Raw genomic sequence first — 23,912 nt, 5'->3', positions numbered from 1 at the left:
AACTAGCTAAGGATGTCCTAGCACTAGGTTGGGATGGTCTACTAGATGCCTACATCCCAGAACCTGATATGACTATGTATCAGCGTCTCCGTTGGAATGGTGACCAGATGGAAGTTGTCAGTGGTGAGAACTTTCAGGGACATATCTTCAAGTCTATTTTCGATATCAATTAATAACTACACACAAGCGCAACCGGCGTGATGCTGTTCCATCGAATGGAGCTCGTTTGTCTGCCCAAATCCTAGTGGTTTGGGTCTTTTTTATTATCCCTAAAAATATGAATAATACTGAAAAATACGGCGAACAACTTCACAGAGAAAGTCAGTCACAAAAAGCAGGCTACAACAAGTTTATGAAAGCCAATGATTACAATGAAAGAACTGGTAACGCTTCTAATAATGACTTTGGTTTCTATGTGAAGAAGGTTCTTCTAGGCGATGTTATTACTAGCCTTGAGAAAAGAGCATCACAGATAGTCGGACAGAATGCCAGTGAAGTAAATTGCATACTTCGTAAATGCATTAAGGCGACACCTGATGGTAAGACAACAGATTACTTTGATGTAGAAGAAGCTGCATTTCTTGGTCTACAACTAACCCTCGATACAGCACTCAACCCAAACCAAATCACATCAACTGAACCGTCACGGAATGGCGGTGATAAGAAGCTTTTACAAAAGAAAACTCTTAACCAACTACAACACCAGATTGGTAAGGTTATACATCAGCAGATGTGCCTACGTTTTATTCAGAAAACATTCCCAGCTTGGTTTCGTCAAGCTAACTCAAAAGCAGAGAAAACAAACGCTGATGGAATGAAAGCATCTACGGCGTATTGGGAGTATCGGATGGAAAAAGCGATGAAAGATTTTGCTGAATATCTCCGTGGTAAAGGTGACTTTGACAGCGCTGAGCTAATGGAAAGTAGGAAGTGCTGGACATACAGAGAGTGTTCTTTCATAGGTGCGCTTGTTTTTCATTCAGTCCTAGCAGGTTGTGGTGACTACCTAACTGTTGTTGATACTGTCAGGATGGATGACAAGACAAGAAAGCCTAGAAAGGTTAAGGAAGTAGTTTTAACTGCAAAAGGTAAGATTGAAGAAACAAGGATTAGAGAATTCATCGCTCAATATGCTCACGATATCTTGCCGATGCTAGTTACTCCAAACCTCATTACTAACGATAAGCTTGGTGGTTGGTTAGGTGATACTCTTCAAGAAAAAGAACATACTCGCAAAGGTTCTATTGATTTGAGTGACAAGCATCTGGAGTTCGTCAACAGACAGGCGCAGGTCAAGTTTCAAATCAACCCATTTGTCCATCAGCTGATGCTGCGTCTTGCTGAAACAGAGACGTCATTAGGCAAGTTCCATTACTATGAAATGGAAGATATTCCTTCTGTTGCTTCACTACTTGGCTTGTCTTATATGGGTAAGGGTCCAGAACAAGATGTAGCTGTTAGGAGACACCCTGACTATAAAAAAGCTTGCAAAGAGGTAAGAGATATGAAAGACATTGGTGCAGCCAAAGCCAAAAAATCATTACTAGCTCACCAGATTACTGATAAGGCCGAAAAAGTTATGAATGACGACTACTTTTACATACCAATGAAGTATGACGTCAGAGGTAGGATTTACAGTCGTGTTCCATTTATTTCTTTTCAATCTACAGACGCCGGTCGTTATTTAATCAGGTTCGCTGAGAAGACACCTATTGATGATAGAACAGAGTTCTGGATGAAAATAGGCATTGCTAACGCTGCAGGTAATGACAAAAAGGCTTGGGATGAGAGAGTGGCTTGGTTTGATAACCATCGAGAACAGATATTAAACATTGGTTGTATGTGTGACGGTGGTGATTTCTTCCGTGCTGTTAGGTTTCTGCAGCAAGATGGTATTGATGCCCCCTTTTGTCTGGCTGCACTGGCTAATGAATACGTCAAAGTATTTGTTGACAGGTCACAGGACTACACACAAACCTATGTCTGTGTAGATGCATCTTGCTCTGGCACCTCTATCTTCAATGCCTGGAGACAGAACACACACGGTGCATTGATGACCAATCTGATTGATACAGACGCACCTGCTGACATTTATATGGAGGTGTGGAGAGAAATTAGACGCATAGCACCTGTAGGCACTTTTAGAACTAGACATCTCAACAGGTTGGAACAGTCAAAGCTTCTACGGAAGATGATGAAGACAACCTATGTCCCTGCTTCCTATGCATCACCTGAACAAGAGCAGAAGCGTAACCTAAAAGCATTCAATAGAGATAAACTAAAGCCTGCTAATCTTGATTTTACAGACGAAGAAATGGACAAGCTATGTGAGCTATGGGTGACTGCTCTTGATAGCGTGTCATCTATCGCGTCTGTTGTTGGATGGTTCAGAAAACGAACTAGTGAAATCTTCACTTCTGGTAAGAAGGAAGTCAAATATACAAGCTGCAATGGTTCGGTAATGACCCTGAAGTATCCAAAGCAAAAGATGAAACAAGTAAGAACTATTCACTATGGCTCAGCTATTTATCGTGTTGAGGCAATGTATGTTGACTTACCTGAACCAGACACACGCAAGTTGTTGAATGCAATCACAGCAAACATCACACACCTAACTGATGCGGCTGCATTGTGTGAAGCGTTGTGGGATGTAGAACACCCGTTTGTAGGTATCCACGACGCCTGTGGGGTGGCTCCAGGTAAAACTATGGACTATCAGGTTCAACGTCTCAAGCAAGGGCTCATAGACGCTTGTAAGCATTCTGTATGGAATACATTCAGGCTTGATAATGACCTACCCATTGAGCCACAGACAGCACCGCCTATTATTGGTGACCTTGATTTAGACCTGATAATGGGGTCAAATTACATCTTTTCCTAAAAGTTTTGCCCTTTTTTAGAAAAAACGCCCTTGTAATCCATTGCGCTGCAAGGGCTTAGGGGTGTCAATATATAGGATAAGAAAAGAAGACCCAAAACCTTCTTAAAAAGACAACAATCTAGTGGTGATACGACGAGTTATTTACGGAGTAAATGACGAGGAGTTCTAACTAGGAATACAGGCGCAAAGGAGCTGTAATCTGGTTCATACTGATTGACTGGTTGCGAAGCAACACTTCAATCCTGATGAACACTATTACTACTGTATAGCGTCTGTATTTAAAATAACTAGACAAGTTTCTGTCCACACCTTATTATATAATACAGGTGTATTAGAAACACAGTGGACGAACTTCGTCCGCCCTAAATGCTCAAACTATTCTTTCATTTTATTTAATGTCAACTTCTACTTTTGTGCATCAAGTTAAAACCACCCGACAAGAGCAGACACAGACCAAGAAATACACCGCTGACTATATCTTTGTTGTCCAGCTGTTTGATGGTCGCTATGTGATTGGCCAAGCCAACAACCCTAGTAAGCGTATTTGTAGCATCAATTCTGGTTACAACAGTGCAGTGCCAAAACCATTGCAGGTTAACCGCATCATTGGTATCAAAGAGCAAAACAACAGCCGCACTTTGATTGATGTTGTTACAAAATGTGCAGAGCATTATGGAGACGACGCAGTAATCTGCGTTTGAACCAACAAATAAAAACTGACTGATACTGAACTATGATGACAACCTATCAAAATGAACCTCACTACTATCAAGAAGAAACTTTACTAAAACCCTTTGAAACACAGGTAAGGTTTGAAGCTAAAATATTAGATGCAGATTTTCTCATCACTCCAAATAGATTTGACGAGTATGTCTGCATTTTAATGCCATTGACAATGAACGATAACCAGACATTCTTTGAAGCTGGTGAAAGTTCGTTAATGATGGTAGAGATGAGAAAAGGTCAATACTCTCGTAAGATAGCTACGGCTCAATATGAGAGTAAGAATGGCTTTATTATCTCTAACCAATTGTTTAAGCCTGAACTCAACATCAAAGATGAAAACCCTCATTACTTGCCTAATCGTGATGTAAGCATCACAGGTCATTTCCGTGACTTGAGTTCGGGTAATGTAGTTTTCAACATTGATTATGCTGACGTCTACGAGCAAGAGACTAGAACTAGCTTTGAGATTGATGAGGCAGAAAATCCAGATAGTCATTCTGGTATTGATTGGTGAGTTACCGACCATTTGAGGAAGTCGTAAAACTCAACTCAGCTTTTAGCTATTTTTTCTTTTTTGCTTTCTTTGCGATAGTGCCTCTTGATTAATTACTGGTGGAACAGTATTAATGTGCTTGAGACTTTGAATTTTGTGGTGTAGTAGACAAGTTTTCATTGCTTGTGGGTTCTTGTCTACTTCCCATAACCCCTTTTTAACATTCGGAAGAATGCTTTTTCCTGAATGAACCTGATTATTTAAAACCAACTATTTATTTTGATTGAACTATGAGCAGAGCAATGACTTTTACTCCAGCAGTAAATTCTGATGGAAGTTATGACGCAGAAGGCGGAACCTGGTCTACAGGTAGAGATGGGGGCAGATGTGATGCTGTCTACGAAGAGAATGAGATTACTGGTGAACGTCAGTATTTGATTACTCAAGAAGAACAGCAGTCAGACCTTGATTACCAAAGAGACACTGACGATGAATATATCGCTTCCATAATCGAACTTTATCCCAACATCCAACAGATGCTTGCATTTGGGAAGGAATACTACCCACCTGAATTTGTCATTGACTTTAACAATGCAATGAACGGTGAAGACGATGCTGAGCGTTGGAAGTTTCTAGAGATGTTAGACCAAGATTTCAGAGAAGCTAATCCAGAAGTTGCGCCTGTTCAAGAAGAAACAACAGTCGCTGAGGATGTTACACAAGCTGAAATTGATGAGGCACTAGACCCAATGCTGCAGGAAGAACCAGCAGGAATGGAGAAGGCCTATCAATGGCTACAAGCTGCTGAAGATAGCCAGGAGAGTAACCCTGTCTATTCTGCTGTTTGTGCTGCTACTGCCTCATTTCACAACAGTGAGATGTCTGCTGAAGAAGCTATTTCGTCTGTGCTGGAAAACTACCCACTGGATGAGGTTATTAAAATCTACAGGCAACTGTCTACTTAATGACTGACAACCTGAAGGAGTTTTCTAGTAAATTTACAGACTTTCTGAAGCAACAAAAAAAGCTTAAAGCTAAATACAAACCAACCAAAACTGACTAAAAATGAAAATTAATCACACTGGTGAACAGACACCCGAACTTGACCTCAATGACCCAGCTACGGTAAAAGAGCTTTTGGATGCAGACGTATTGAAACCATCCAAGGATGATGAAACTGAGGCTGTTGAGAGAGCTATCAGCCAAGCTAAACCTTCGAAGGTGACGTTAACGTTGTCACCTGCTGAACATAGCCAGCTGACACGTATGGCTGCTGTAAGAAATCAAAGTGTCAAAGAGTTCCTTCATTCTAAAATTCAGGAGTTATTCCTAGATGCAAATGTAGGTCAAGCTTTGATTTCTGGACCGTCAAACCTATCTGGCAATAAGACAACAGCTAGGAAAATCAGCGGACCTACGGGTCTTGCTAGGAGGTCTAGCTGATGCCTATTCATCCTATCGATGGCAAACCCATCATCCGCGTTGAGACCCGTGTAGGAGACGAATGGGTTGACCTTGAGGCTACTGATTATCGAGAGAAAGAATACGGTAAAAATCAACAACGTGAACCAAGACGCAGATTTGTCTTAGAGCCTCTGCCTGGCACTGAAGCACCACAGACGCAAACTGCTGAGCCTGAACCGGCGCCTGTTGAAGTATCTGGCGATATGGAAAAGGCGATGAATGAAGACCTTCGCAAACGTGGTCTGGCTAACAGGCCTAAAACCGTTAAACCTCCCAAACCAAAGAACACACCAAAACTGTAACTGAACAATGAGTAATTCTGAATTTATTAACCATCCACTACCTATCCTTGTCTCTGCACGTATCCGCCTTACTCCAGACCAACGCCGTGAACTCAAAGCTGCTTATCAAAATAAGTTAAACGCTGCAGTTCCTGCAACTGCTACTGGTCGTGGCGGACTTCAAGTAGAAACATCATTCGGCGGTAACAACGTCTTGACGAATGAGCTAGGGATGTCGTCCTTAGTCTTTACAGATTTGGTAAACAGTCGTGATACTATTTCGATAACCCTTATCCTCAAACTACAGAATGTTTTAGGTGTAACGATTATCACACGAGCAGAGTTGATGGCAGCTTGTGAGAACTACACAGGCTACATTTTTGATAATGCTGGAGAGTGAAACTAAATTGTCAAACAATCCTTATGGCTATGAATATCGCCAGTTTAAACCTTTGTCTAACAGATTGAAAGTAGAAAAAGGTGATGCAAATGCTGAAAAGACTAGACAACGTCCGCCTGCCCGTCCTATGGAACCTATGCCCTCATATATGCCACCATTGCGGGCATCCAATAAGGCACAGGGTGTGGCTGTAGACAGTGCTGCAGATGCTAAAAATTACTTGGCGTCTGTTGGTGAAAATGAACAGTTGACACCAATGGATATGCACGCTGCTCAGATGTATCTTCAAGGCAATGACGATGCCCTTGAAGTCCTTTGATTGTCGTTTTTTCAGCGACATATAAATAATTGATACCAAACAGGCGCACTACGGTGTTGTCCTGTTTGAACCAATGGAAGGTCTAGTGACTTTTATTGAATTGTAGGGTGGAACAATCTAATAAAAAACAGGTGCAATTCCTGTTCTTCCTATTTTTATCTTTTAAAATATTGCCTCTATTCTTTTATCAAGCCCTTGCTTATGTGGGCATCGTCTATTTCTACCAATATAACGACCCTCTCACGGAGACGCTTGCACTACTTGATTTTTTAGAAAACTAATGACCCTACGCTACTGGTGTGGTGTTTGATTAACCTTACAATTTACTTTCCACACCCACAGCGTTGACTGGGGGTTTTTAATGCCCTCACTCCTTTGCGTTCTCTTTATCCAGGCAAGTTGTCGTTGCATGCATACCGATCTGCTATCCCGTCCTTCATCTGACCCTTTTTAAGTCTTCCACCCCTTTCTCCAGCATTACAACCTAGCCCCCCAAGTCCTCCGTCTCCCTTGATTTTGTTACTACCGAGTCTGTCTAAACCCATTCCCCCACCACTCACATCCTTGAGTTCATCCACTGAGAGTTCATTGCCTTCAGTTTCGGGCATTGATTTGTATGTTCTACTGTAATGGTAGTTCCGCTTCCAATCACAGGCAACAATAATATGGTATCTCTTTTTACTATTAAGGATTAGAACACTCTCTCCCGTTCACTCTTTGGGATGATGACTCTCTTGGAAGCATCAGCGATATTAGATGTATCCAAAGGTTTCACCCATGACTAACAACACCTGAGTATCTCTTACGTGTTTCAAAGGATAGAAACATAGCCGAGAATGGCACTTTTTCGACCCTAGAAGCTGCGTAAGGGACTGCTATGGCTGATTGGGTGATAAGCAATAAATAACCTTTTTTACCACCTATAAATCCTCTTATATTGGAACTTACAACTAAGGTTTAATTGAACATTCTGGGAACTTTTTTATTATTATCTCTGCTGATGTTTTCCACATTGGGCTCTCACTCGCGCCTTTCCATTCATCCCAAGTCAAAACTAAATTCTCTGTTGAAATCCTACCTTTTTCTTCTAAGTCACAAAGTAAACTCACCATCGCTGCAGCACCACCAAAATCGCCAACTCCTGCACAAATATTTGCGATTTCTACTGTGGCTCGGCAAGTTTTAACTAACTCCTCATATGTTTCAATAGCCTGAACTGGTGTTGCTGAAATGAGAAGTGAGCCGATAATTGGAAGGAGTTTCATAGGATTAGCCTGAAAGAATTGATGATGACAACTAGGGGACAGGTTTAATTGGGCAATTTGGATAGTCTTCTAATACAATTTTTATCCCAGAATTCCACATGACCTTTAGAAATTTATTATCTTGATTAGGCCCAGCCAGTACTTCATTGTATTCAGCTGCAAACTCCTCTGGAGTTATTACACCTTCTTCTCTTAATTTGCAAAGTAATGAAAAGCCTGCAATCGCAGAAAAATGGTAGGCCGGTCCAGTACATAATTTAAATGCTTCTTCTGAAGCTGCACAAGCTTTGTCTAACTCTTCCAATGTCTCAATAGCCTGAACTGGTGCTGTTGAAAGAAGGAGTGCACCAATTAATGGAATAGTTCTGAGTAGTGACCTCATAAAAAATGAAATAAATTTGCTAAGCCTATTATCGTATGTGGCAGGGACAAGCTGACCCCCAGGGGGGGTGGTCTATTTGCACACAGCAGAGGCGCCCACCACGGGTAAATAATATTTAATGCTGCCTGTCCTGTGCAAATAAATAACAGCCAGGAGAGGCCATTCTGTGCGTCTGTAGCAAGCGAAGGGGTGATGTGTGTGCATCATCATCCATTGCGGTTCCGTGCCATACAGAGGCACACAGTGGGCAATGGTGGCTAGCCTGAAGCTGGATGAGCGAGACAGCGATAGCTGGCGAGCGGGAGACATACACACTGACTGATTGCACACATACACACTGCACAGGAGAGCACCTGCTGCAACTGAGTGGTGCTAGTTACTCAATAACTATGAGCCGGCATCTGCGTATGTTGTTAAGTATTAATACTATTAATGAAAAGCACTATCAATAGTGTGCCGCCTGTTTTGTGCCACTACCTGTAGTGTCCATGCCTCCATTTTTCACACTTATCAGTTGCGATTTGAAGTTGGTTGCTGAAGAGAGAACAGTTGACCCGCTCCACTCGCATTCGCTCCTGTCGCTCTGCCTGCCTGCCCGCCTGCTGTGAGTTCGGTCGCCCTATTTACATTCACACCAAATACCAACTGACTACAGACGCCCGTCGTTATGACTATGACTGGGTTTTGGAGTTTATTACAGAGTATGTGATGTTACATCGAGGAACAGCACACCGGTGTGGGCCAGGCTGAGTTCGCCTGGTCTTGGATGGAGGCCTCCACCGAGAAGTGCGGCGGCTGTGCAGCGGTGATGCGGTGCCCGAAACGGCCGCCGTCGCTGCAATTCTCCTGGTTGATCCAGAAGCCCTGCCACGGATTGAATGCGTGTGACGGTCAGCGCTTCATCGCGGCGCAGGGACGGCAGGAGTTGGGGCAATTGATGCGCAAGCCGTGTTTTGCCGCAGCCGGGCGGACCCACCAGCAACAGGTGATGTCCCCCAGCAGCTGCCAGGGCAAGGGCCCGACCCCCTGGCCCTCCTCCGATCGGATCCGGCTCACGATCCAACGGCCTGTTCTCAGAGGGCTGGGTCGCTCGGCAGAGTCGGAGGCATGGGCGACGTTCCTTCAGTGCGCTGACAAGCTCCCGCAGGGTTTTGGCTGTTCGCACGTTGAGCGCGGGGATCAAGCAAGCTTCCTCGACATTGGCGGGCGGGATCACCAGTTCCCTGGCGCCCTGCTCAGCTGCCAGCTCAGCGAAGGCGATGACCCCTCGGCATGGACGCAGGCTCCCGTCCAAACCCAGCTCACCGGCGCAGAGCAAACCGTCGAGATGGGGTGCATCCAACTGGCCGCTGGCCACAAGAATGGCCAGGGCGATCGGCAGGTCAAACGCTGGTCCTTCCTTGCGCTGATCGGCAGGCGCCAGATTGATGACAACACGGATGAGCGGGCCTCGAAAGCCGCTGTTGCGCAGGGCGGAACGCACCCGCTCCCGCGATTCCTGGATCGCTTTATCCGGCAGACCTACCAGCTGCACCCCAGGCAAGCCTGGAGTTAGATCCACCTCCACGGTGACAGGTCTGGCCAGGAGGCCCTGCAGGGACGCACTGCGACAACGTGCCAGCATCGTGGGAGTTTTACGGGGGATGTCTGCTCATTCCCCACCTGTCACACCCCGAGGCCCATGGCGGAAGAGACGATCTTTGCCCGCATCCTGCGTGGCGAGATTCCCTGTGACGAGGTTTATAGCGATTCGCAGTGCCTGGCCTTTCGTGATGTTGCGCCCCAGGCCCCGGTTCATGTTCTTGTGATTCCGCGCGAGCCGATCGAAAGCCTCCGGTCGGCTGAAGATCAGCACGCTGCACTGCTTGGCCATCTTTTGCTGGTGGCGGCCAAGGTGGCGAAACAGGAAGGCCTTGAGGATTGGCGAACGGTAATCAATAGCGGGGCAGGTGCGGGTCAAACCGTCTTTCATCTGCATGTTCATGTGATTGGTGGCCGTCCGCTCGCCTGGCCACCGGGTTGAAGCCAGGCTGGCCAGAATGTGGGGATGACAAGCATCCCGTCGACGCAGCGCAAAGGTTTCCGTGCGCAGTTGAAGAAGCTCAGGCATCTGGCGCAACCTTTTTTTCTGCCGCTTGAGCAGGCGGAGGGTTGGCAGTTCATCGGGCTGTTGATCTCTCTGCTGTTCTGCGTTGGTGGACTGGTGCTGGTGGTGTTGACCGGCCTGGTCAGTGCCCTGCAATTGCTGATTCCAGAACTCACGGAAAAGTATTTCGGAGGTGTCGCCGGCACGATCAGCACCATCTGGACCAGTTGGTGGGGGGTCGCTTTCTCGACGTTGTTCCTGCTTGGTGTTGCTGCTTTTTTTGCAATGCGCCAGCAGTTGAGAGGCCGACGTTGGCTCCACTGGCTTCTGTTGGGAGCCATTGTATTGATGTTGCTGGCTGTCAACGGAATCAATGCAGGAATCGGTTTCATCGCGCGGGATCTGACCAATGCGCTTGTGCAAAAACAGCAGGAAGGGTTTTATCGGATTCTGATTATTTATGCCTGTTGTTTTGTGTTTGCATTGCCGATTAGGTCAATGCAGTTCTTTTTCACGCAGAAGCTTGGGATCATCTGGCGTGATTGGTTGTCACGTAGTTTGATTGCTGATTTCATGAGCAATAGGGCTTATTATGTTCTCAATCCGAATGATGAGCAGCAAACGGATGTTGATAATCCTGATCAGAGAATTACCGATGATACCAAGGCTTTTACTGAAGAGAGCCTACAGTTCACTCTTGGTATCTTTGATGCCTTCTTAACGTTTAGCCTCAATATTTTAATCCTGTGGACGATTAGCACTGAGCTCACTCTCGCCCTGTTTGTGTTCGCTTCGTTTTCGACGGGTTTGCTTGTTTTTGCAGGGCGAAAATTAGTGAAAATCAATTTTGATCAGCTGCGATATGAAGCTGATTTCAGGTATGGGCTTGTTCATGTCCGCGACAATGCTGAATCCATTGCTTTTTACGCTGGTGAAGAGCCTGAGCAGCAGGAAACAGTGCGTAGGCTTGGTGCAGTCGTTAAAAACTTTAATTTGTTGATCATCTGGAAAGTGATTATCAACACCATGCAGAAATCAACAAATTATGCTGGTGTTTTCTTCCCATATATACTCATGGCGGGACCGTATTTTGCTGGCGAAATTGACTATGGGCGATTTATACAGGCGAGTTTTGCATTCAATATGGTTGAAAGTTCACTTTTGTTTGTTGTTAACCGCATTGACGAGCTTGCCAAGTTCACGGCAGGGATTAGTCGGCTTGAGGGATTTCAGTCCAAGATCATTCAGGTCAGCCAGGCCGCGCCCAATACCTCTTCAATCGCTGTAGGGCGTCCGTCAATCGTTTTGAACCATGCTGATCTGATGCCGCCTGGTGCGGACCAACCCATCGTTCGCGATCTTTGCCTGAGCGTGGATGGGAACGACAAGCTTCTTGTTGTTGGGCCATCCGGTTGTGGCAAGACATCCTTGCTGCGTCTGATCAGCGGGCTCTGGCCGCCCAGCAACGGCATGGTCGAACGCCCTCAGACCGGTGAACTCCTCTTCATCCCGCAGAAGCCCTACATGATTCTGGGCTCTCTTCGAGAGCAGCTCTGTTACCCAACCGATGAAAGTCGCTTTAGCGACGATCAACTGCGGCATGTGCTGGAAGCCGTGAAACTCAGCACCCTTGCCAGCCGTTATCCCGACCTTGATGTGAAGCAGGACTGGCCCCGCATCCTGTCCCTTGGGGAACAACAGCGTCTGGCCTTCGGTCGTCTCCTGCTCAATGCACCGCGGTTCGTTGTGCTGGACGAGGCCACCAGTGCGCTCGACGTCGAAACCGAAGATCACCTTTACGGTTTGCTTGCTCAGCGCGAGTTAGCCGTCATCAGCGTTGGACATCGCCCCACCCTGAAGGCCTTCCATAACACCGTGCTTGAACTCAATTGTGGTGACTCATGGCAATTGCTCCCCGCCGCCAGCTATGAATTCGGTCGTTCCTGATCCCGTCGGATGACTAGCAGCAGCTCCTCTTCGGATCCCTCAACCGAACTCAAGCCCTCTGCAACGACAACGGATCTGCCTGCTTTCGGCTGGAGCGCCTACGCCGAGCGGGTGAACGGTCGCTTCGCGATGCTTGGCTTTGCCGCTGTCCTGTTGATCGAATTGATCAGTCGTGACAGCTTTCTTCACTGGGCTGGTTTGGTTCCCTGATTAGGGCCAGCGGATCAGGTCCACCTGCCATCTCCCATCCCTGCTCACCTGCACCGCAAGCTGCTTACCGGGCCCATCAAGACTCACCGATCTGGGCACCCCTGGTGGATCGAGCGGAACCCGTTGGACAAGTCCCAACGAGCGCTGGAACAGCACGAGTTCCGTGCGTCCCTGTCGTTGCTGCACGACGGCCAGGCGCGTCCCATCAGCGTTGACGCTGACATCTATGGGCTGGGTGTCGGCTCGGTTGAGCCCAGGCAGGGGCACAGGTTTGTTGTTGCGCAGATCAATCAGTTCGACCCGCTCACGACCGCTGCGGCGACTGAGACTGGCCAGCCATCGCTGCCCTAGAGCAGGATCTCGCCTGCTGTCCACCGACAGGCGCAGCTGTCGATTCAAGGCATTGTCTGGTTGGGGGCGCGTTCCACTGCTGCAGCCCACCAGCAGCAACACGATTAGAACGATGCTTAACGGGTTCACGGTTGGGTCTCCGGCGCGCGCGTGGTGCTGCGGACACCTGCTGGTCGATCCGGTTCCAGCATTGAGCTCAGATCAAGCACCTCAACCCGCCACTGCCCCTGATCAGTCACCTGAAGCGCGATCTGACGGGCATCCGGGGAGAGACTCAGTCGCAATGGATCGCGTCCCCCTGGTAGTGGCAGGGGATGAAGCCGGCCTGTGAGCCTGTCGAGGATGACGGCGAGTCGCCGTTGACCCCGTTGGGTGATGGCCGCCAAGTAGCGGCCATTCCAGCTCAATGCGGGTGAGCTGTGAGGTTGGTGCTGATTCAGCTGCGGTAGGTCGAGGATGCGGCCTCCCTGAACCCTTCTCAACTGGAGGGTTGGACGACCACGTCGCTCGGTTACAACGGCGAGAAGACGGCCATCCCCACTCAGAGCTGGTTCCTGCTGGCTGCGACCGAGCTGTCCTCCTTCAACAGGCCGTTGCCGGCTGCCACAGGCAACCAGACTCAGGCCGATGCATGCCGATAGAACTGATTGAGTGAGTCGGTTCAGTCGTCGAAACGGGAACTGTTGTCGCGTGGTCGAGAGCTGCGTGGTGCGGGGCGCCCTCCACCGGAAGCTCTGGCATTGCCCGTCGGCTCGCTGGCTTCAGCGCGGCTGCGACCGGAGTTCTGCCGGGGGGTGCTGTCAGAGCTGCCCCGCCTGCTGGATGCTGCCGCAGCCGGGCGGTTGGAGCGGCTGCTGGTTGCATCTGGATCGCCGCGTCTGGATGGTGCGTAACTTGCTTCTTCCGCGTCTGGTCGCACGGGAACACCTTTGGCTGGTTCCTTGGCTGTCGAATCGTTGGCTGTCGAGTCGTTGCTGACGCGTCCTGATGGACGGCTTCCCCGGCGTTGATCGTCCCGTTGGCTGCGACGGTCGCCGAAATCAGCCCGACGCTCAGGGCGATCTTCCCCTGCCCGGAAGCGCGCCATTCGCCGGGATCGCTCGTCGTCCTGGCCCCACTCGTCTGGGTTGTCATCGCGACTGCGGGGTCGACGGCTGGCGGCCTGTTCAGGAATGGCAGCCCTGCTGTTGCGCCGGGGCCGGTAGAAATCTTCCTGTGGCTCTGAATCGAATTCTGCCTCGCTGTCGCGCGCTGAAAAGCGCCGTCGCAGTGGTTGAGGTTCATCAAACCTTTCGTAAGAATCGTCCCAGTCACCGCGACCGCCAGCACCGGGGCCACGGGGCGGGGCCGGTTCATCGTCGAAATAGGCTGAACGGCGCGCCTGCTCCGTGGCTACACCGCGAAGGCGAACGCTCTCGTAAGCGAAAAAGACTGTTGTTCCGGCCAGAAGGAACTGGCCGAATTGAAGAATTGGATCTAAGCGCCACCCCTGGAAGAACAGAATTCCGCCGCAGAGGAGACCGATTGCCGCAAAAAAAACGTCGTAATCCCTGGCCAGGGCCGGTTTAAACGTCCGCATGAAGTAGAGCATTGCTCCACCTACGGCCAGCACGATTCCGACGATGCTGGCCCAGTTCAGACTGGCGTTAACCAAAGATCCGCTTCGTCGTGATCTTCAGTCTACGAGGGGTTGCGAGAGTCCTTCGGATCGTGTTCAGGCTTCAGAGCTTGCGGTCAACCCTGTCGGTTTGGCTGACAAGGATCAGGGCGATCGTGACTGGCACCACGACGATGATGGACCCCCAAAGGAGGCTGTTCAGGAAATTGGACAGGGAAGCGGTCATGGCGCTGTTGTGCTCTGCGTCGAAGCCGCGTCGATCTTAAGGATCGAAAGCCTCTTCCTACGATGAGAGCTTCGATGCGTTGAGCTTTGTGACGCCACTGCTGCTCCAGATCCTGCCCACAGTTCACCTGCTTCTGGGTTTGTTCCTGGCGTTCTGGACGGTTGCATTTCTGCTCAGGATCGTATTGACCTGGTATCCACAGGTGGATCTCAACGCTGGTGGATGGCGCTTGATCGCCTGGCCCACCGAACCTGTGCTGGCCCTGAGTCGCAAGCTAGTGGCACCGATTGGAGGTGTTGATGTCACCCCAGTGATCTGGGTTGGCCTCATTAGCTTGGTGCGTGAATTGCTGGTGGGACAACAAGGGCTTCTTTCACAGATCCTGATGCATGCTCAAGCCATGGCCTGAGTCAACCGAGCATGTCTTGTTCAACAAACTTGGTGTGAACATCCCCGGCAATGAATTCCTCTCGCTCCAGTAAGTCGAGATGGAAATCAACGGTGGTGGGAATGCCGGTCACCGCGCATTCATTGAGAGCCCGTTTCATGCGGGTCATCGCACTTTGTCGATCTCTGCCCCACACGATCAGCTTTCCGATCAAGGAGTCATAGAAAGGTGGGATGTCGTAGCCCGTGTAGACATGGCTGTCGACGCGAACGCCAGGTCCTCCAGGGGGCAGCCAGCCAGTGATCCGCCCTGGGGCCGGCCGGAAGTTGTGGGAGGCATCTTCGGCGTTGATGCGGCACTCAATCGCATGTCCTTTGAGTTGAATGTCGTCCTGTTGGACGCTGATCGCTTCTCCGCCTGCAATCCGCAGTTGTTCGGCGATGAGATCGATGCCAGTCACCATTTCTGTGACCGGATGCTCCACCTGAATCCTGGTGTTCATCTCCATGAAATAAAACCCGCCGCTGCGATCGAGCAGGAACTCAACCGTTCCAGCGCCCTCGTAATTAATGCTTCGTGCGGCGGCGACGGCGGCTTCGCCCATGCGACGACGCAGGTCGGGATCGAGAGCCGGACTCGGAGCTTCTTCGAGCAACTTCTGGTGGCGGCGCTGAATCGAACAGTCCCGCTCTCCCAGATGCACCACATTGCCGTGCTGATCGGCTAAGACCTGGACCTCGACGTGGCGTGGCCGGTCGATGAATTTCTCCATATACAACCCGGGATTGCCGAAGGCCGCTTCGGCTTCACCCTGTGCTGCTTTAAAAAGATTGACCAACTGATCTGGGCCTGGTACCAGACGCATCCCCCGGCCACCGCCCCCGGCGGTGGCTTTGATCATGACGGGGTAGCCCATCTGGGCGGCGAGTTCAGCTGCTTCCTTCGGACTCGCCAGAAGGCCTTCGCTGCCAGGCACGGTGGGGACACCCACACTCTGCATGGTTGCCTTTGCCGTGGATTTATCCCCCATCGAGCGGATCGCGTGGGGAGAGGGACCGATAAAGGTGATCCCATGATCGCGGCAGATTTCCGCGAAGCGATCATTTTCAGCAAGGAAGCCATAGCCAGGGTGGATGGCATCCACTCCCCTGGAGGTAGCAGCAGCAAGGATATTTGGGATGTTCAGATAACTCTTGCTGCTCAGGGCTTCACCGACGCAGACCGCTTCATCGGCAAGCTGAACATGCAATGCGTCGCGGTCAACTGTGCTGTAGACCGCCACCGTGGCGATGCCCAGTTCACGGCAGCTGCGCAAAATTCTGAGGGCGATTTCGCCGCGGTTGGCGATCAGCACCTTGCCGATGGTCATCCCGCAGAGTTAGGCCTGAGGCCGGATCGTATCAGCGTCGCTCGGGGTCCCATCGATCAGAACCCCTGCCCGGTATGATCCTGCATCGATGAAGCTCGCGCGGCTGAGTCGACCACGCGGATGTGGTGGAATTGGTAGACACGCACGTTTGAGGGGCGTGTGGCTTCGGCCTTGCGAGTTCAAGTCTCGCCATCCGCATCTCTTTTAATTGGCCAGTCCTGCTCCGACCGAATCCGGGCTCGCTGTTGTTTTGGTGAGCAATGGTCCAGGGGAGTTGACCACCTGGGTTCGCCCTCTTGCAGAGCGACTGCATGCAACGCTGCCGCTCCGGCCCAGAGTGCCAGAAGCATCGGCTTCGCTTCAGTTGTTGCTCGTTCCCTGTCCGAATGCCACGGGACAGGAAGAGCAGGCGGCTCGACCTTGGGGACAATTCGAGCGCATTCTTCCGGCCCGACTGTTTTGGAGCCTGCTTCTCTGGCCGCGGCGATTCGGCCCTTGGCCGCAGCGCGGTGTGGTGGTCTTTCTTGGTGGAGATCAGTTCTGGACTGTTCTGCTCTCGGCACGGCTGGGCTATCGCCACATCACGTATGCGGAATGGGTGGCGCGCTGGCCAGGCTGGAATGATCGCGTTGCGGCCATGTCGAAGGAGGTTCGCGATCAGTTGCCCCACCATCACAGATCCCGTTGCACAGTGGTGGGTGACCTGATGGCGGATCTCTCCTCCTTCGCCCGCCGCGATGATCCGCTGCCCGAAGGGGAGTGGGTGGCTTTGCTGCCGGGTTCCAAACGGGCCAAGCTCAGTGTGGGCGTGCCTTTCCTGCTGGAAACCGCAGATCGTTTGGCGCAGTTGCGCCCGGGATGCCGTTTTCTCCTGCCGGTGGCACCGACCACCAGTATTCAGGAACTCGTTCGTTTTTCAGGACCCGCGAATCCGATTGCCGCTGCTTACGGCTCAGTGGTGGCTGAGCTGGGCAATGGCTACTTGTTGACCGAGTCCGGGACACGGATCGAACTGATCGAGCGGCACCCCGCCCATGGCGTTCTCAGTCAATGCAATCTTGCGCTTACCACCGTGGGCGCGAACACCGCGGAGCTTGGGGCTCTCGCGGTGCCGATGATTGTTTTGGTGCCCACCCAGCATCTGGAGGTGATGCAGGCCTGGGATGGTGGGCTTGGGCTGGTGGCCAGATTGCCGCTGCTGCGACGCCTGATCGGTGTCTTGCTCACGTTTTGGCGCCTACGTAACAACGGTTTGATGGCCTGGCCCAACATTCATGCTGGCCGTCCCGTTGTGCCGGAGAGGGTGGGCGTGATCACGCCCGGAGAGATCGCGGAAGAAGCTTCAGCATGGTTGGATGCGCCGGAACGACTTGAGGGGCAGAGGCAGGATCTGCAGGCGCTGCGTGGTCAGCCCGGCGCTGTCGCCGCCCTTGCCAGAGAGGTTCGATCATTACTGCCCCGGGCGATTGAATCTGCTTAGGGTGCCGGGGATTGATTTCAAGCCCACTCACGTCCCATGAGTCCCTCCGAGCGGATCCAGCGCACCACTGATGAATGGCAAGATGCGCTCACTCCTGAGCAATACCAGGTGGCCCGTTGCGGTGGCACCGAGCGAGCATTCACAGGGGCTTACTGGAACAACAAGGACACTGGGATGTACCACTGCATTTGCTGTGGAGCAGCGTTATTCAGCTCCGAAACAAAATTTGATTCAGGAACCGGTTGGCCAAGTTTTTGGGACGGTATCTCAGCAGAGGCGATCTCCACGAAAAGTGATCGCAGCCACGGCATGGTGCGCACCGAAATCAACTGTGCCCGCTGCAATGCTCACCTTGGCCATGTCTTTGGCGACGGCCCTGCGCCCACCGGTCAGCGTTACTGCGTTAACAGTGCTTCGCTTGATTTCAAAAAAGGCTCTTGATCAATTGCTCCAGTTCATTCGCCCGGTTCCACCGTTGCAGAAGTTGGTGGCTTTGTTGAATTCGCTCGTTCGGATGGCTTGGGTGATTTGTTGATCGGTCAGCTGGTGGCTTTCAAGCACCTGCTGATAACGATTCCGGATGCAGCGATCCAGGGCTGTCGGCTTAGCGACGGCATGGGCAATCAGACCCAGTGTCACCAACACGAATCCCCTGTACACCAGCATCGGAGTGATCCTGGTGGATGACCTGGAATTTGGTACAGCCTTCAAGCGTCGCTCAGTCCGGCGTGCTGACGAAGACGTCACTCAGATGTCCTGGTGTGATGTCTTCAGATTGAATCGCATCACCAGGGATCGTCGAGATCGTCATTTCTGGTCTGTGGGCTTTGTTTTGGGGCACGTTCCATCGGTTCTACGTCGAGTGGTTCTCCGGGCTGCTCCACAGGTCTTCGCGAGGCGGGCATCGGGCGTCTTGCTGGAGGTGGCTGCGCTTCGGAGCGTCGATCCTCAAACTCGTCATAGGGATCACGGCGGTTTCCATAGAAATCGTCCGGCTCCTCGTCCAGATAACGCCGTTGTTGTCGGGACTCTCTGGGTCTGTCCTCCAGTTCGACGTACTCAAGCTCCTGCTCCGCTTCGATGGCCTGTGTGTCCGCGGCCTGAAGTCGACGCTGTTCTTGTTCAACCGGTTGACCGGATGCCAGTTGATTTTCGACAGGTACAAGGTTGACCCGGTATCGCTCTCGTTCCTGTTCCTCCCAACTGGGGCCGCCTACCCCCAGTTTTTCGAGAACACCACTGCTGAGTTGCTTGAGTTTGTCCTCTGCGCCCTCATAAACAATGATGCGGTCAGGCCCGCTGCTGACAATTTCTTCAACAGGCATCTCCCAGGTGCTCAGCACGCCCTCCCCAAGCAACGGCACGCCAAGGGCTCCCATCACAAGGGTGGTGAGTTCACCGGTTTCAATGTCGAAGGCGAAGCCGAGAACACGACCCAGCTGATGCCCCGACTCGGTGATCACCTGGCAGTTGATCACTCGGCTGTAGCGGTCTGGATTGAACCCCTCGCTGAGGGAATCGGCAGAGTCGACCAAAATCACATCTCCCACCTGCCTGATGCGATCAAGAGGCATCCAGCGCGGCAGACCGGGAAGGAAGCGGGTGAGTGGGTTGTCCCGCAGACCAACCGCCACGACTTCCCGGCGGTCGATATCCACGATCACCTCTCCAACAACACCGAGACGGCGACCCGTATCGCGGGTGATTACCTGAGTTCCCATCAGTTCAGCGCGCAGCCAGAGGCGGTCGCTCGGCACGCTGGCCAACGGTTCGTTCGCAGAAGGGGTCGGGGTCAAGCGGAGGCCCTCGGCCATGGACGGATCAGGCCATTCTGGCGCAAGCCTTCTCAGCTGCCAGTTCAGGCGGCGTCGGGAAGACCGACCACCTGCGTGTGGGCTCCCCTCGCCTGGGTTACACCGATCGTGCGTTCTGAGGCAGCGATCATTGGACGTCGGTGGCTGACCACCAGAAACTGAGCCTGTTCGGCTTGGCGGGCGATCAGGGCAGCGAGCCGCTCAACATTGACCCCATCCAGGAAGCTGTCGACTTCATCAAGGGCGTAGAAGGGTGAGGGCCTGAACCGTTGCAGGGCAAACAGGAAGCTGAGAGCTGTCAGAGACTTCTCGCCGCCTGACATCGCTGCAAGACGACGCACAGCCTTGCCCTTGGGGTGGGCCACGAGCGTGAGTCCTCCTTCGAGGGGATCGTCCGGGGTTTCCAGCTGCAGGTGACCATCCCCATCGGAGAGCGACGCGAAAATCTCGCGGAAATGACCATCAACGGCGGTGAAGGCTTCCATGAAGGCCTCCTGTCTGAGAGTCGCCACGGTCTCGATCCGCAGCAGTAGCTCCTCTCGCTCTTTGTTCAAGACTTCAAGACGCTCATTGAGCTCATTCAGGCGCTGGTTGAGGGCTTCCAGTTCCTCCAGCGCAAGCATGTTCACAGGCTCGAGCGCCTCCATGCGGCGTTGCACCGCCTGAAGATCAGCCTGCAGTGCCTCCAAACCGGCCAGGAGGATCACTTCTGGAATGTCCGGCCGTGGATCGGGAAGGGCCTGTTCCATCTCCTGCAGCCGGTTGGCACCATTGCGCTGCTCTTCGATCAGCCCATCCCGTTCTTCCCGCAGACGTTCAAGGTTCCAGCGGGCTTGCTGCAGGGCTTGCCGTTGTCGGGCAACCTCTGCCTCCGCGGCATCGCGGGCCCGCCTTTGTTCGCCGAAACTTTCCTGGAGTTCCTTCTGGGTCTGTTCCAGGTCCGATCGCTTGGCCTGAAGGTCTTGTTGTTGTTGCCGCCAGGAGGTGTGGGCCGCGGCGAGGGTCTGAACTTCCTCCTGAAGCCTGGCCTCCTCTGCTACTAGCGCTGTTTGCTGATCTTTTAGCCGCTCCAACGCCAGCTGGCGTTCGCGACGACGGTTTAACAGCTCATCGCGTCGCTCCCTGGCCTGTTCCAGGGCTGTGTCTGCTGCTTCGAGATCCTTTTGGAGCTGCTGCCATGCCTGTGCATCGTCGTTACCGCTGCTCTGTTGCTCGGCAGCGTTCAAGCGTTCCAGCTCGGCGCAGAGCGGTTCAAGACGTTTGCTGATCTCTGCAAGTCGATGTTGCTGTTCGCTCTGGGCGGTCTGCAGTTTGCTGAGACGTTCAGCACGGAGACGATGGCGTTCAAGGATGGGGCCATGGTTCCTCCGCGCAGCATTTCGTTCGGCGATCAGCGCGGCCTGCCGTTGTTCCAGCTCGCGCAGTAGGGGTCGCTGCTGCTCAACCTGCTGATTCAATTTTGCTTCTTCACGACGGCAGGCCACCATCGTTTCTCCCAGTTCAAGCAGCCTTCTTCGGAGCGGTTCAGCTTCATCGCTGTCGCTGCTGGTACCGAAGCTCAGTCCGCTGCTTCGGCCCGAGAAACTGCCGCCAGTCATCGCGCCGCTCTTCTCAAGCAACTCGCCGTCGAGGGTGACGGCCCGTGCCCGGCCCAACCGCTGGCGGGCACAGGAGAGATCCCGGAACACCAGTGTGTCACCGAAGACGTAAGCAAACACGTCTCCGTAAACAGGCTCGAATTGCACCAGCTCCACGGCTCGTCCGATCAGGCCCTGGTCATCGGCACCACCAGGATGAGCTCCTCGCGCCATCGCGCCGCCGTTCCCGCCACCGGGACCACGGATCTTGTTCAGCGGAAGAAAGGTGAGGCGACCGGCGCGGCGGCTTTTCAGCAGTTCAATGGCACGGGCCGCGATGCGGTCATCGTCCACCACCACCTGTCCGAGACGGGCACCGGCTGCAACTTCCAGAGCGAGGCGGTGCTGCTCCTCGACCTCGCCAAGCTGGGCCACCGGTCCATGGATGCCATCAAGGCCAGCTTCAAGAAGCAGCCTCAGAGCCCCGGTGCCTCGGCTTTCCTGCAAGGCATCCCGACGACTTTCCAAACGGGCGATTTCTCGCTCGAGGCGGGTCTGTTCCTGTTCAAGTCTGGCCCGCGTGCGTTGCTGCACTGCCAATGAATCAGCGACCTGTTGCAGGTTCTGTTTCCCTTCGCTGAGCGACTGCAACAGGGTTTGCCATTCAGTGTCCAGGGACTCCATCTGGTTCTGGACTAGCTCCTGTTCGTTGCTGTCTCCGTCCTGTTCGAGGCGAAGTTCAGCCATCCGCTCCGTGTCTTGTCGCAGCCGCTCCTGCAATTGCTGCTGGTCCTGCTGCAGGGGGGTGACGGTGGAGAGCAATTCCTGACGCCGCTCGCTGCGGCGCTTCTGTTCCTCAAGCCAGGCACCGGATCGACCGGCAACGTCTGAGAGGCGCCGTCGTGAAACCTCCACTGCGGATTCACAGGAGCGGCACTCCGTTTCGGCGCGTTGGAGTTCAGGCTCGTTCGGATCCTTCTCCAGCGCATGGCTTTGTTCCTGCCATTGCTGGCGGCGGTTCATCAGGTCATGGCGCCGTCCCTGAAGGCGTTGGCCTTCGTCTTGGTGCAAACCTGCCTGGCGTTCCAGTTCGCGACTGCTGGTATCGAGACCGGCCAATTCAGCCTGCACGGCAAGAAGCTTGTCCTCACCCAGCGCCTTGACCTGCTCCTGAAGAGTCTGAAGCTTTGCGGTTGCATCCCCTAGGCCGGCTTCAGCGGCGCTGATGGCAGCTCCATCGCGCTGCTCCTGGGCTTCGAGGGCCTGCTGGCGGGAGGCGAGATCCTTCAGCGCTTGCTGGGCTGCTTCAAAGGCCAGCACCATCTCCTGCTGACGGCCCAGTTGCAGGCGCTCGCGTAATTCCTTGTATTGGCGGGCTTTGGCGCAGTCTTTTTCAAGACGCTGCCGGCTGTTCAGCAGCTCTTGCTCGATCAGTCGGCAGCGTTCCTGTCGTTCCTGAACGTCATCGAGCTTGCGACGGGTCTGCTCAATCCTCGTGTCAAAAAGCGCGACCCCAGCGAGTTCATCAATGATTCCGCGTCGGTCGCGGTTGCTCATCGACACGATGCGGGTCACATCCCCCTGCATCACCACATTGCTGCCTTCCGGGTCGATGCGAAGTCGACGCAGTTGGGTCTGGAGTTGTTGCAGGTTGCAGGGAACCCCATCGGCGCTGTAGCTGGAGCTGTAAGAGCCCCCGGGCATCACCCTGAGCTTTCGTGTGACGGTCCATTCGGTCTGCTCGGAGCGGATCCATGGACCGTCTTCCGGTGCTTCCAAGCCTTCCTCCGCGGCGTCGGGCGTCCACTCGCTGAGGTCAAAGCGCACGCTGACGATGGTTTCGGCCGCTCTGCCTGCCTTCAGTACGCCGCTGTTGATGAGGTCAGGCAGGCGATCGGCTCGCATGCCGCGGCTGGTCGCTAGTCCAAGGCAGAACAGCACGCCGTCGAGAATATTGCTCTTTCCGGAACCATTCGGACCCGTCACCACGGTGAAACCCTCCTCAAGAGGGATGCTCATTGCCCCACCGAAGGACTTGAAGTGCGTCAGACCAACCTGATTGATGTGGACCACCAGGACTCAGGAGAGGCCGACACTCCACGCTAACGGAGTTGTGCTGATGCTCAAGGGGGGAATCAGGGGAATCAACCGTTGTAAAGCGCGCATTTTGTTTACGGCTGCGTCAGGGGCTGCAGGAGACATCGCCCGGATGTGATCTGGAGATCGCCGGCCAGGGGGCCATCCAAGAGTCGGACGCTCAGTGGGGTGGATGGATCATCGGGGAGCTGGCCTTCAAAACGTCCGGCTGCAATCCGCTCTGCCCATCCACGTCCTCCAGATACGGCTGCGCAGCGAGCGGTGAGCCAGACGAGGCGGTGTGCAGGGAGCGGCACTGCCGCCTGGGCTGGTGCCGCGTTGCAAGGGATCGTCGCCAGGCGCCAGGTTCGACAGTCGTCACCCGCCTCTAGCAATAGGTCGTAATGACAACCGGTCGGGTCGTCCGGTGCATTGATGTGGCGAAGCAGGGCGTATCGGGGCATTCAGGCCTGGAGAGAGAGCTCCCTTGATGATTTTGTTCAATCCCAGGCCGTTCTGGACTGTTTGGCGTGGGGATTCCTGATTACGATTCCAGGAA

26 protein-coding genes, 1 tRNA gene and 1 pseudogene are annotated in these 23,912 nt (G+C 52.9%); 16 read left to right on the top strand and 12 right to left on the bottom strand.

Annotated features, from left to right (window positions below; all coding sequences use genetic code 11):
- The first annotated feature begins 226 nt into the window (after positions 1–226).
- From SIB64_RS16455 to SIB64_RS16420, 8 genes are all read left to right on the top strand, one after another.
- The gene (locus SIB64_RS16455) at positions 227–2,881 is read left to right on the top strand and encodes a DNA-directed RNA polymerase (protein WP_413441255.1); all 2,655 of its coding nucleotides are present in this window, start codon (positions 227–229) and stop codon (positions 2,879–2,881) included.
- A 395-nt stretch (positions 2,882–3,276) separates the two neighbouring features.
- Positions 3,277–3,582 carry a hypothetical protein gene (locus SIB64_RS16450; RefSeq protein ID WP_413441254.1) on the top strand — a complete coding sequence of 102 codons (306 nt, stop codon included), beginning with the start codon at positions 3,277–3,279 and terminating at the stop codon, positions 3,580–3,582.
- 32 nt (positions 3,583–3,614) lie between these two features.
- Positions 3,615–4,121, top strand: coding sequence for a hypothetical protein (locus SIB64_RS16445; RefSeq protein WP_413441253.1), 507 nt, complete (start codon positions 3,615–3,617; stop codon positions 4,119–4,121).
- Between the two features lie 281 nt (positions 4,122–4,402).
- Positions 4,403–5,065 carry a hypothetical protein gene (locus SIB64_RS16440; protein ID WP_413441252.1) on the top strand — a complete coding sequence of 221 codons (663 nt, stop codon included), beginning with the start codon at positions 4,403–4,405 and terminating at the stop codon, positions 5,063–5,065.
- 100 nt (positions 5,066–5,165) lie between these two features.
- The gene (locus SIB64_RS16435) at positions 5,166–5,543 is read left to right on the top strand and encodes a hypothetical protein (protein ID WP_413441251.1); all 378 of its coding nucleotides are present in this window, start codon (positions 5,166–5,168) and stop codon (positions 5,541–5,543) included.
- The gene (locus tag SIB64_RS16430; protein ID WP_413441250.1) at positions 5,543–5,866 is read left to right on the top strand and encodes a hypothetical protein; all 324 of its coding nucleotides are present in this window, start codon (positions 5,543–5,545) and stop codon (positions 5,864–5,866) included. The genes SIB64_RS16435 and SIB64_RS16430 overlap by 1 nt, the downstream gene beginning before the upstream one ends.
- A 7-nt stretch (positions 5,867–5,873) precedes the next feature.
- Positions 5,874–6,245 carry a hypothetical protein gene (locus SIB64_RS16425; protein ID WP_413441249.1) on the top strand — a complete coding sequence of 124 codons (372 nt, stop codon included), beginning with the start codon at positions 5,874–5,876 and terminating at the stop codon, positions 6,243–6,245.
- The gene (locus SIB64_RS16420) at positions 6,232–6,564 is read left to right on the top strand and encodes a hypothetical protein (protein ID WP_413441248.1); all 333 of its coding nucleotides are present in this window, start codon (positions 6,232–6,234) and stop codon (positions 6,562–6,564) included. The genes SIB64_RS16425 and SIB64_RS16420 overlap by 14 nt, the downstream gene beginning before the upstream one ends.
- Positions 6,565–7,514: 950 nt before the next feature.
- Here SIB64_RS16420 and SIB64_RS16415 read toward each other — a convergent pair.
- The 3 genes and pseudogenes from SIB64_RS16415 to SIB64_RS16405 all read right to left on the bottom strand — a co-directional run.
- Complete coding sequence (locus SIB64_RS16415; protein WP_413441247.1) at positions 7,515–7,829, bottom strand: hypothetical protein; 315 nt, start codon at positions 7,827–7,829, stop codon at positions 7,515–7,517.
- A gap of 31 nt (positions 7,830–7,860) precedes the next feature.
- Positions 7,861–8,211, bottom strand: coding sequence for a hypothetical protein (locus tag SIB64_RS16410; protein ID WP_413441246.1), 351 nt, complete (start codon positions 8,209–8,211; stop codon positions 7,861–7,863).
- Between the two features lie 715 nt (positions 8,212–8,926).
- Positions 8,927–9,835: pseudogene (locus tag SIB64_RS16405) on the bottom strand (magnesium chelatase domain-containing protein); the annotation flags it as partial.
- Between the two features lie 57 nt (positions 9,836–9,892).
- On the opposite strand from SIB64_RS16405, the gene SIB64_RS16400 reads away from it, so the two are divergent.
- Genes SIB64_RS16400 through SIB64_RS16390 form a run of 3 tightly spaced genes read left to right on the top strand, consistent with a single transcriptional unit; the run spans position 9,893 to position 12,454 of the window.
- The gene (locus SIB64_RS16400; RefSeq protein ID WP_413441245.1) at positions 9,893–10,234 is read left to right on the top strand and encodes a histidine triad nucleotide-binding protein; all 342 of its coding nucleotides are present in this window, start codon (positions 9,893–9,895) and stop codon (positions 10,232–10,234) included.
- A gap of 24 nt (positions 10,235–10,258) precedes the next feature.
- Positions 10,259–12,244, top strand: coding sequence for an ABC transporter ATP-binding protein/permease (locus SIB64_RS16395; protein WP_413441244.1), 1,986 nt, complete (start codon positions 10,259–10,261; stop codon positions 12,242–12,244).
- 9 nt (positions 12,245–12,253) lie between these two features.
- Complete coding sequence (locus tag SIB64_RS16390) at positions 12,254–12,454, top strand: chlorophyll a/b-binding protein (protein WP_413441243.1); 201 nt, start codon at positions 12,254–12,256, stop codon at positions 12,452–12,454.
- Here SIB64_RS16390 and SIB64_RS16385 read toward each other — a convergent pair whose 3' ends face one another.
- Entirely contained in the window at positions 12,455–12,934 is a 480-nt protein-coding gene (locus SIB64_RS16385) for a hypothetical protein (RefSeq protein WP_413441242.1), read from the bottom strand.
- On the bottom strand, positions 12,931–13,350 hold the full coding sequence (locus SIB64_RS16380) for a TolB family protein (RefSeq protein WP_413443079.1): 420 nt from the start codon (positions 13,348–13,350) through the stop codon (positions 12,931–12,933). Before SIB64_RS16380 ends, SIB64_RS16385 begins: the two co-directional genes overlap by 4 nt.
- On the opposite strand from SIB64_RS16380, the gene SIB64_RS16375 reads away from it, so the two are divergent.
- The gene (locus SIB64_RS16375) at positions 13,296–13,460 is read left to right on the top strand and encodes a hypothetical protein (RefSeq protein ID WP_413441241.1); all 165 of its coding nucleotides are present in this window, start codon (positions 13,296–13,298) and stop codon (positions 13,458–13,460) included. The genes SIB64_RS16380 and SIB64_RS16375 overlap by 55 nt on opposite strands.
- A gap of 6 nt (positions 13,461–13,466) precedes the next feature.
- On the opposite strand, the gene SIB64_RS16370 is transcribed toward SIB64_RS16375, so the two are convergent.
- Both SIB64_RS16370 and psbX read right to left on the bottom strand, forming a co-directional pair.
- The gene (locus SIB64_RS16370) at positions 13,467–14,459 is read right to left on the bottom strand and encodes a Ycf66 family protein (protein WP_413441240.1); all 993 of its coding nucleotides are present in this window, start codon (positions 14,457–14,459) and stop codon (positions 13,467–13,469) included.
- 67 nt (positions 14,460–14,526) lie between these two features.
- Entirely contained in the window at positions 14,527–14,649 is a 123-nt protein-coding gene (gene psbX / locus SIB64_RS16365) for a photosystem II reaction center protein PsbX (RefSeq protein ID WP_413441239.1), read from the bottom strand.
- Positions 14,650–14,728: 79 nt separating this feature from the next.
- Between psbX and SIB64_RS16360 the strand changes: the two genes are divergently transcribed.
- Positions 14,729–15,058, top strand: a complete 330-nt coding sequence (locus tag SIB64_RS16360; RefSeq protein WP_413441238.1) for a YggT family protein — start codon at positions 14,729–14,731, stop codon at positions 15,056–15,058.
- 1 nt (position 15,059) lies between these two features.
- Here SIB64_RS16360 and accC read toward each other — a convergent pair whose 3' ends face one another.
- Positions 15,060–16,406, bottom strand: a complete 1,347-nt coding sequence (gene accC / locus SIB64_RS16355; RefSeq protein ID WP_413441237.1) for an acetyl-CoA carboxylase biotin carboxylase subunit — start codon at positions 16,404–16,406, stop codon at positions 15,060–15,062.
- Positions 16,407–16,522: 116 nt separating this feature from the next.
- Here accC and SIB64_RS16350 point away from each other — a divergent pair.
- The 3 genes from SIB64_RS16350 to msrB all read left to right on the top strand — a co-directional run bounded on the left by SIB64_RS16350 (position 16,523) and on the right by msrB (position 18,327).
- Positions 16,523–16,604: transfer RNA gene (locus SIB64_RS16350), tRNA-Leu, on the top strand.
- A gap of 10 nt (positions 16,605–16,614) precedes the next feature.
- The gene (locus SIB64_RS16345) at positions 16,615–17,886 is read left to right on the top strand and encodes a glycosyl transferase (RefSeq protein WP_413441236.1); all 1,272 of its coding nucleotides are present in this window, start codon (positions 16,615–16,617) and stop codon (positions 17,884–17,886) included.
- A 36-nt stretch (positions 17,887–17,922) separates the two neighbouring features.
- A complete protein-coding gene (gene msrB, locus SIB64_RS16340; RefSeq protein ID WP_413441235.1) occupies positions 17,923–18,327 on the top strand; it encodes a peptide-methionine (R)-S-oxide reductase MsrB in 405 nt (134 codons plus the stop codon).
- Here msrB and SIB64_RS16335 read toward each other — a convergent pair whose 3' ends face one another.
- The 4 genes from SIB64_RS16335 to SIB64_RS16320 all read right to left on the bottom strand — a co-directional run bounded on the left by SIB64_RS16335 (position 18,328) and on the right by SIB64_RS16320 (position 23,817).
- Positions 18,328–18,633 (bottom strand): hypothetical protein, encoded by a 306-nt coding sequence (locus SIB64_RS16335; RefSeq protein ID WP_413441234.1) that lies wholly within the window; start codon positions 18,631–18,633, stop codon positions 18,328–18,330. It lies immediately after the preceding gene.
- A gap of 38 nt (positions 18,634–18,671) precedes the next feature.
- Positions 18,672–19,682, bottom strand: coding sequence for a PRC-barrel domain-containing protein (locus SIB64_RS16330; protein WP_413443078.1), 1,011 nt, complete (start codon positions 19,680–19,682; stop codon positions 18,672–18,674).
- 62 nt (positions 19,683–19,744) lie between these two features.
- On the bottom strand, positions 19,745–23,350 hold the full coding sequence (gene smc / locus SIB64_RS16325; RefSeq protein WP_413441233.1) for a chromosome segregation protein SMC: 3,606 nt from the start codon (positions 23,348–23,350) through the stop codon (positions 19,745–19,747).
- 98 nt (positions 23,351–23,448) lie between these two features.
- Positions 23,449–23,817 (bottom strand): hypothetical protein, encoded by a 369-nt coding sequence (locus tag SIB64_RS16320; RefSeq protein WP_413441232.1) that lies wholly within the window; start codon positions 23,815–23,817, stop codon positions 23,449–23,451.
- Positions 23,818–23,912: the final 95 nt, after the last annotated feature.

It is taken from the genome of Synechococcus sp. MIT S1220 (assembly GCF_047303025.1).
GTDB lineage: Bacteria > Cyanobacteriota > Cyanobacteriia > PCC-6307 > Cyanobiaceae > Parasynechococcus.
This window is presented reverse-complemented; position numbering and strand designations above follow the sequence as displayed.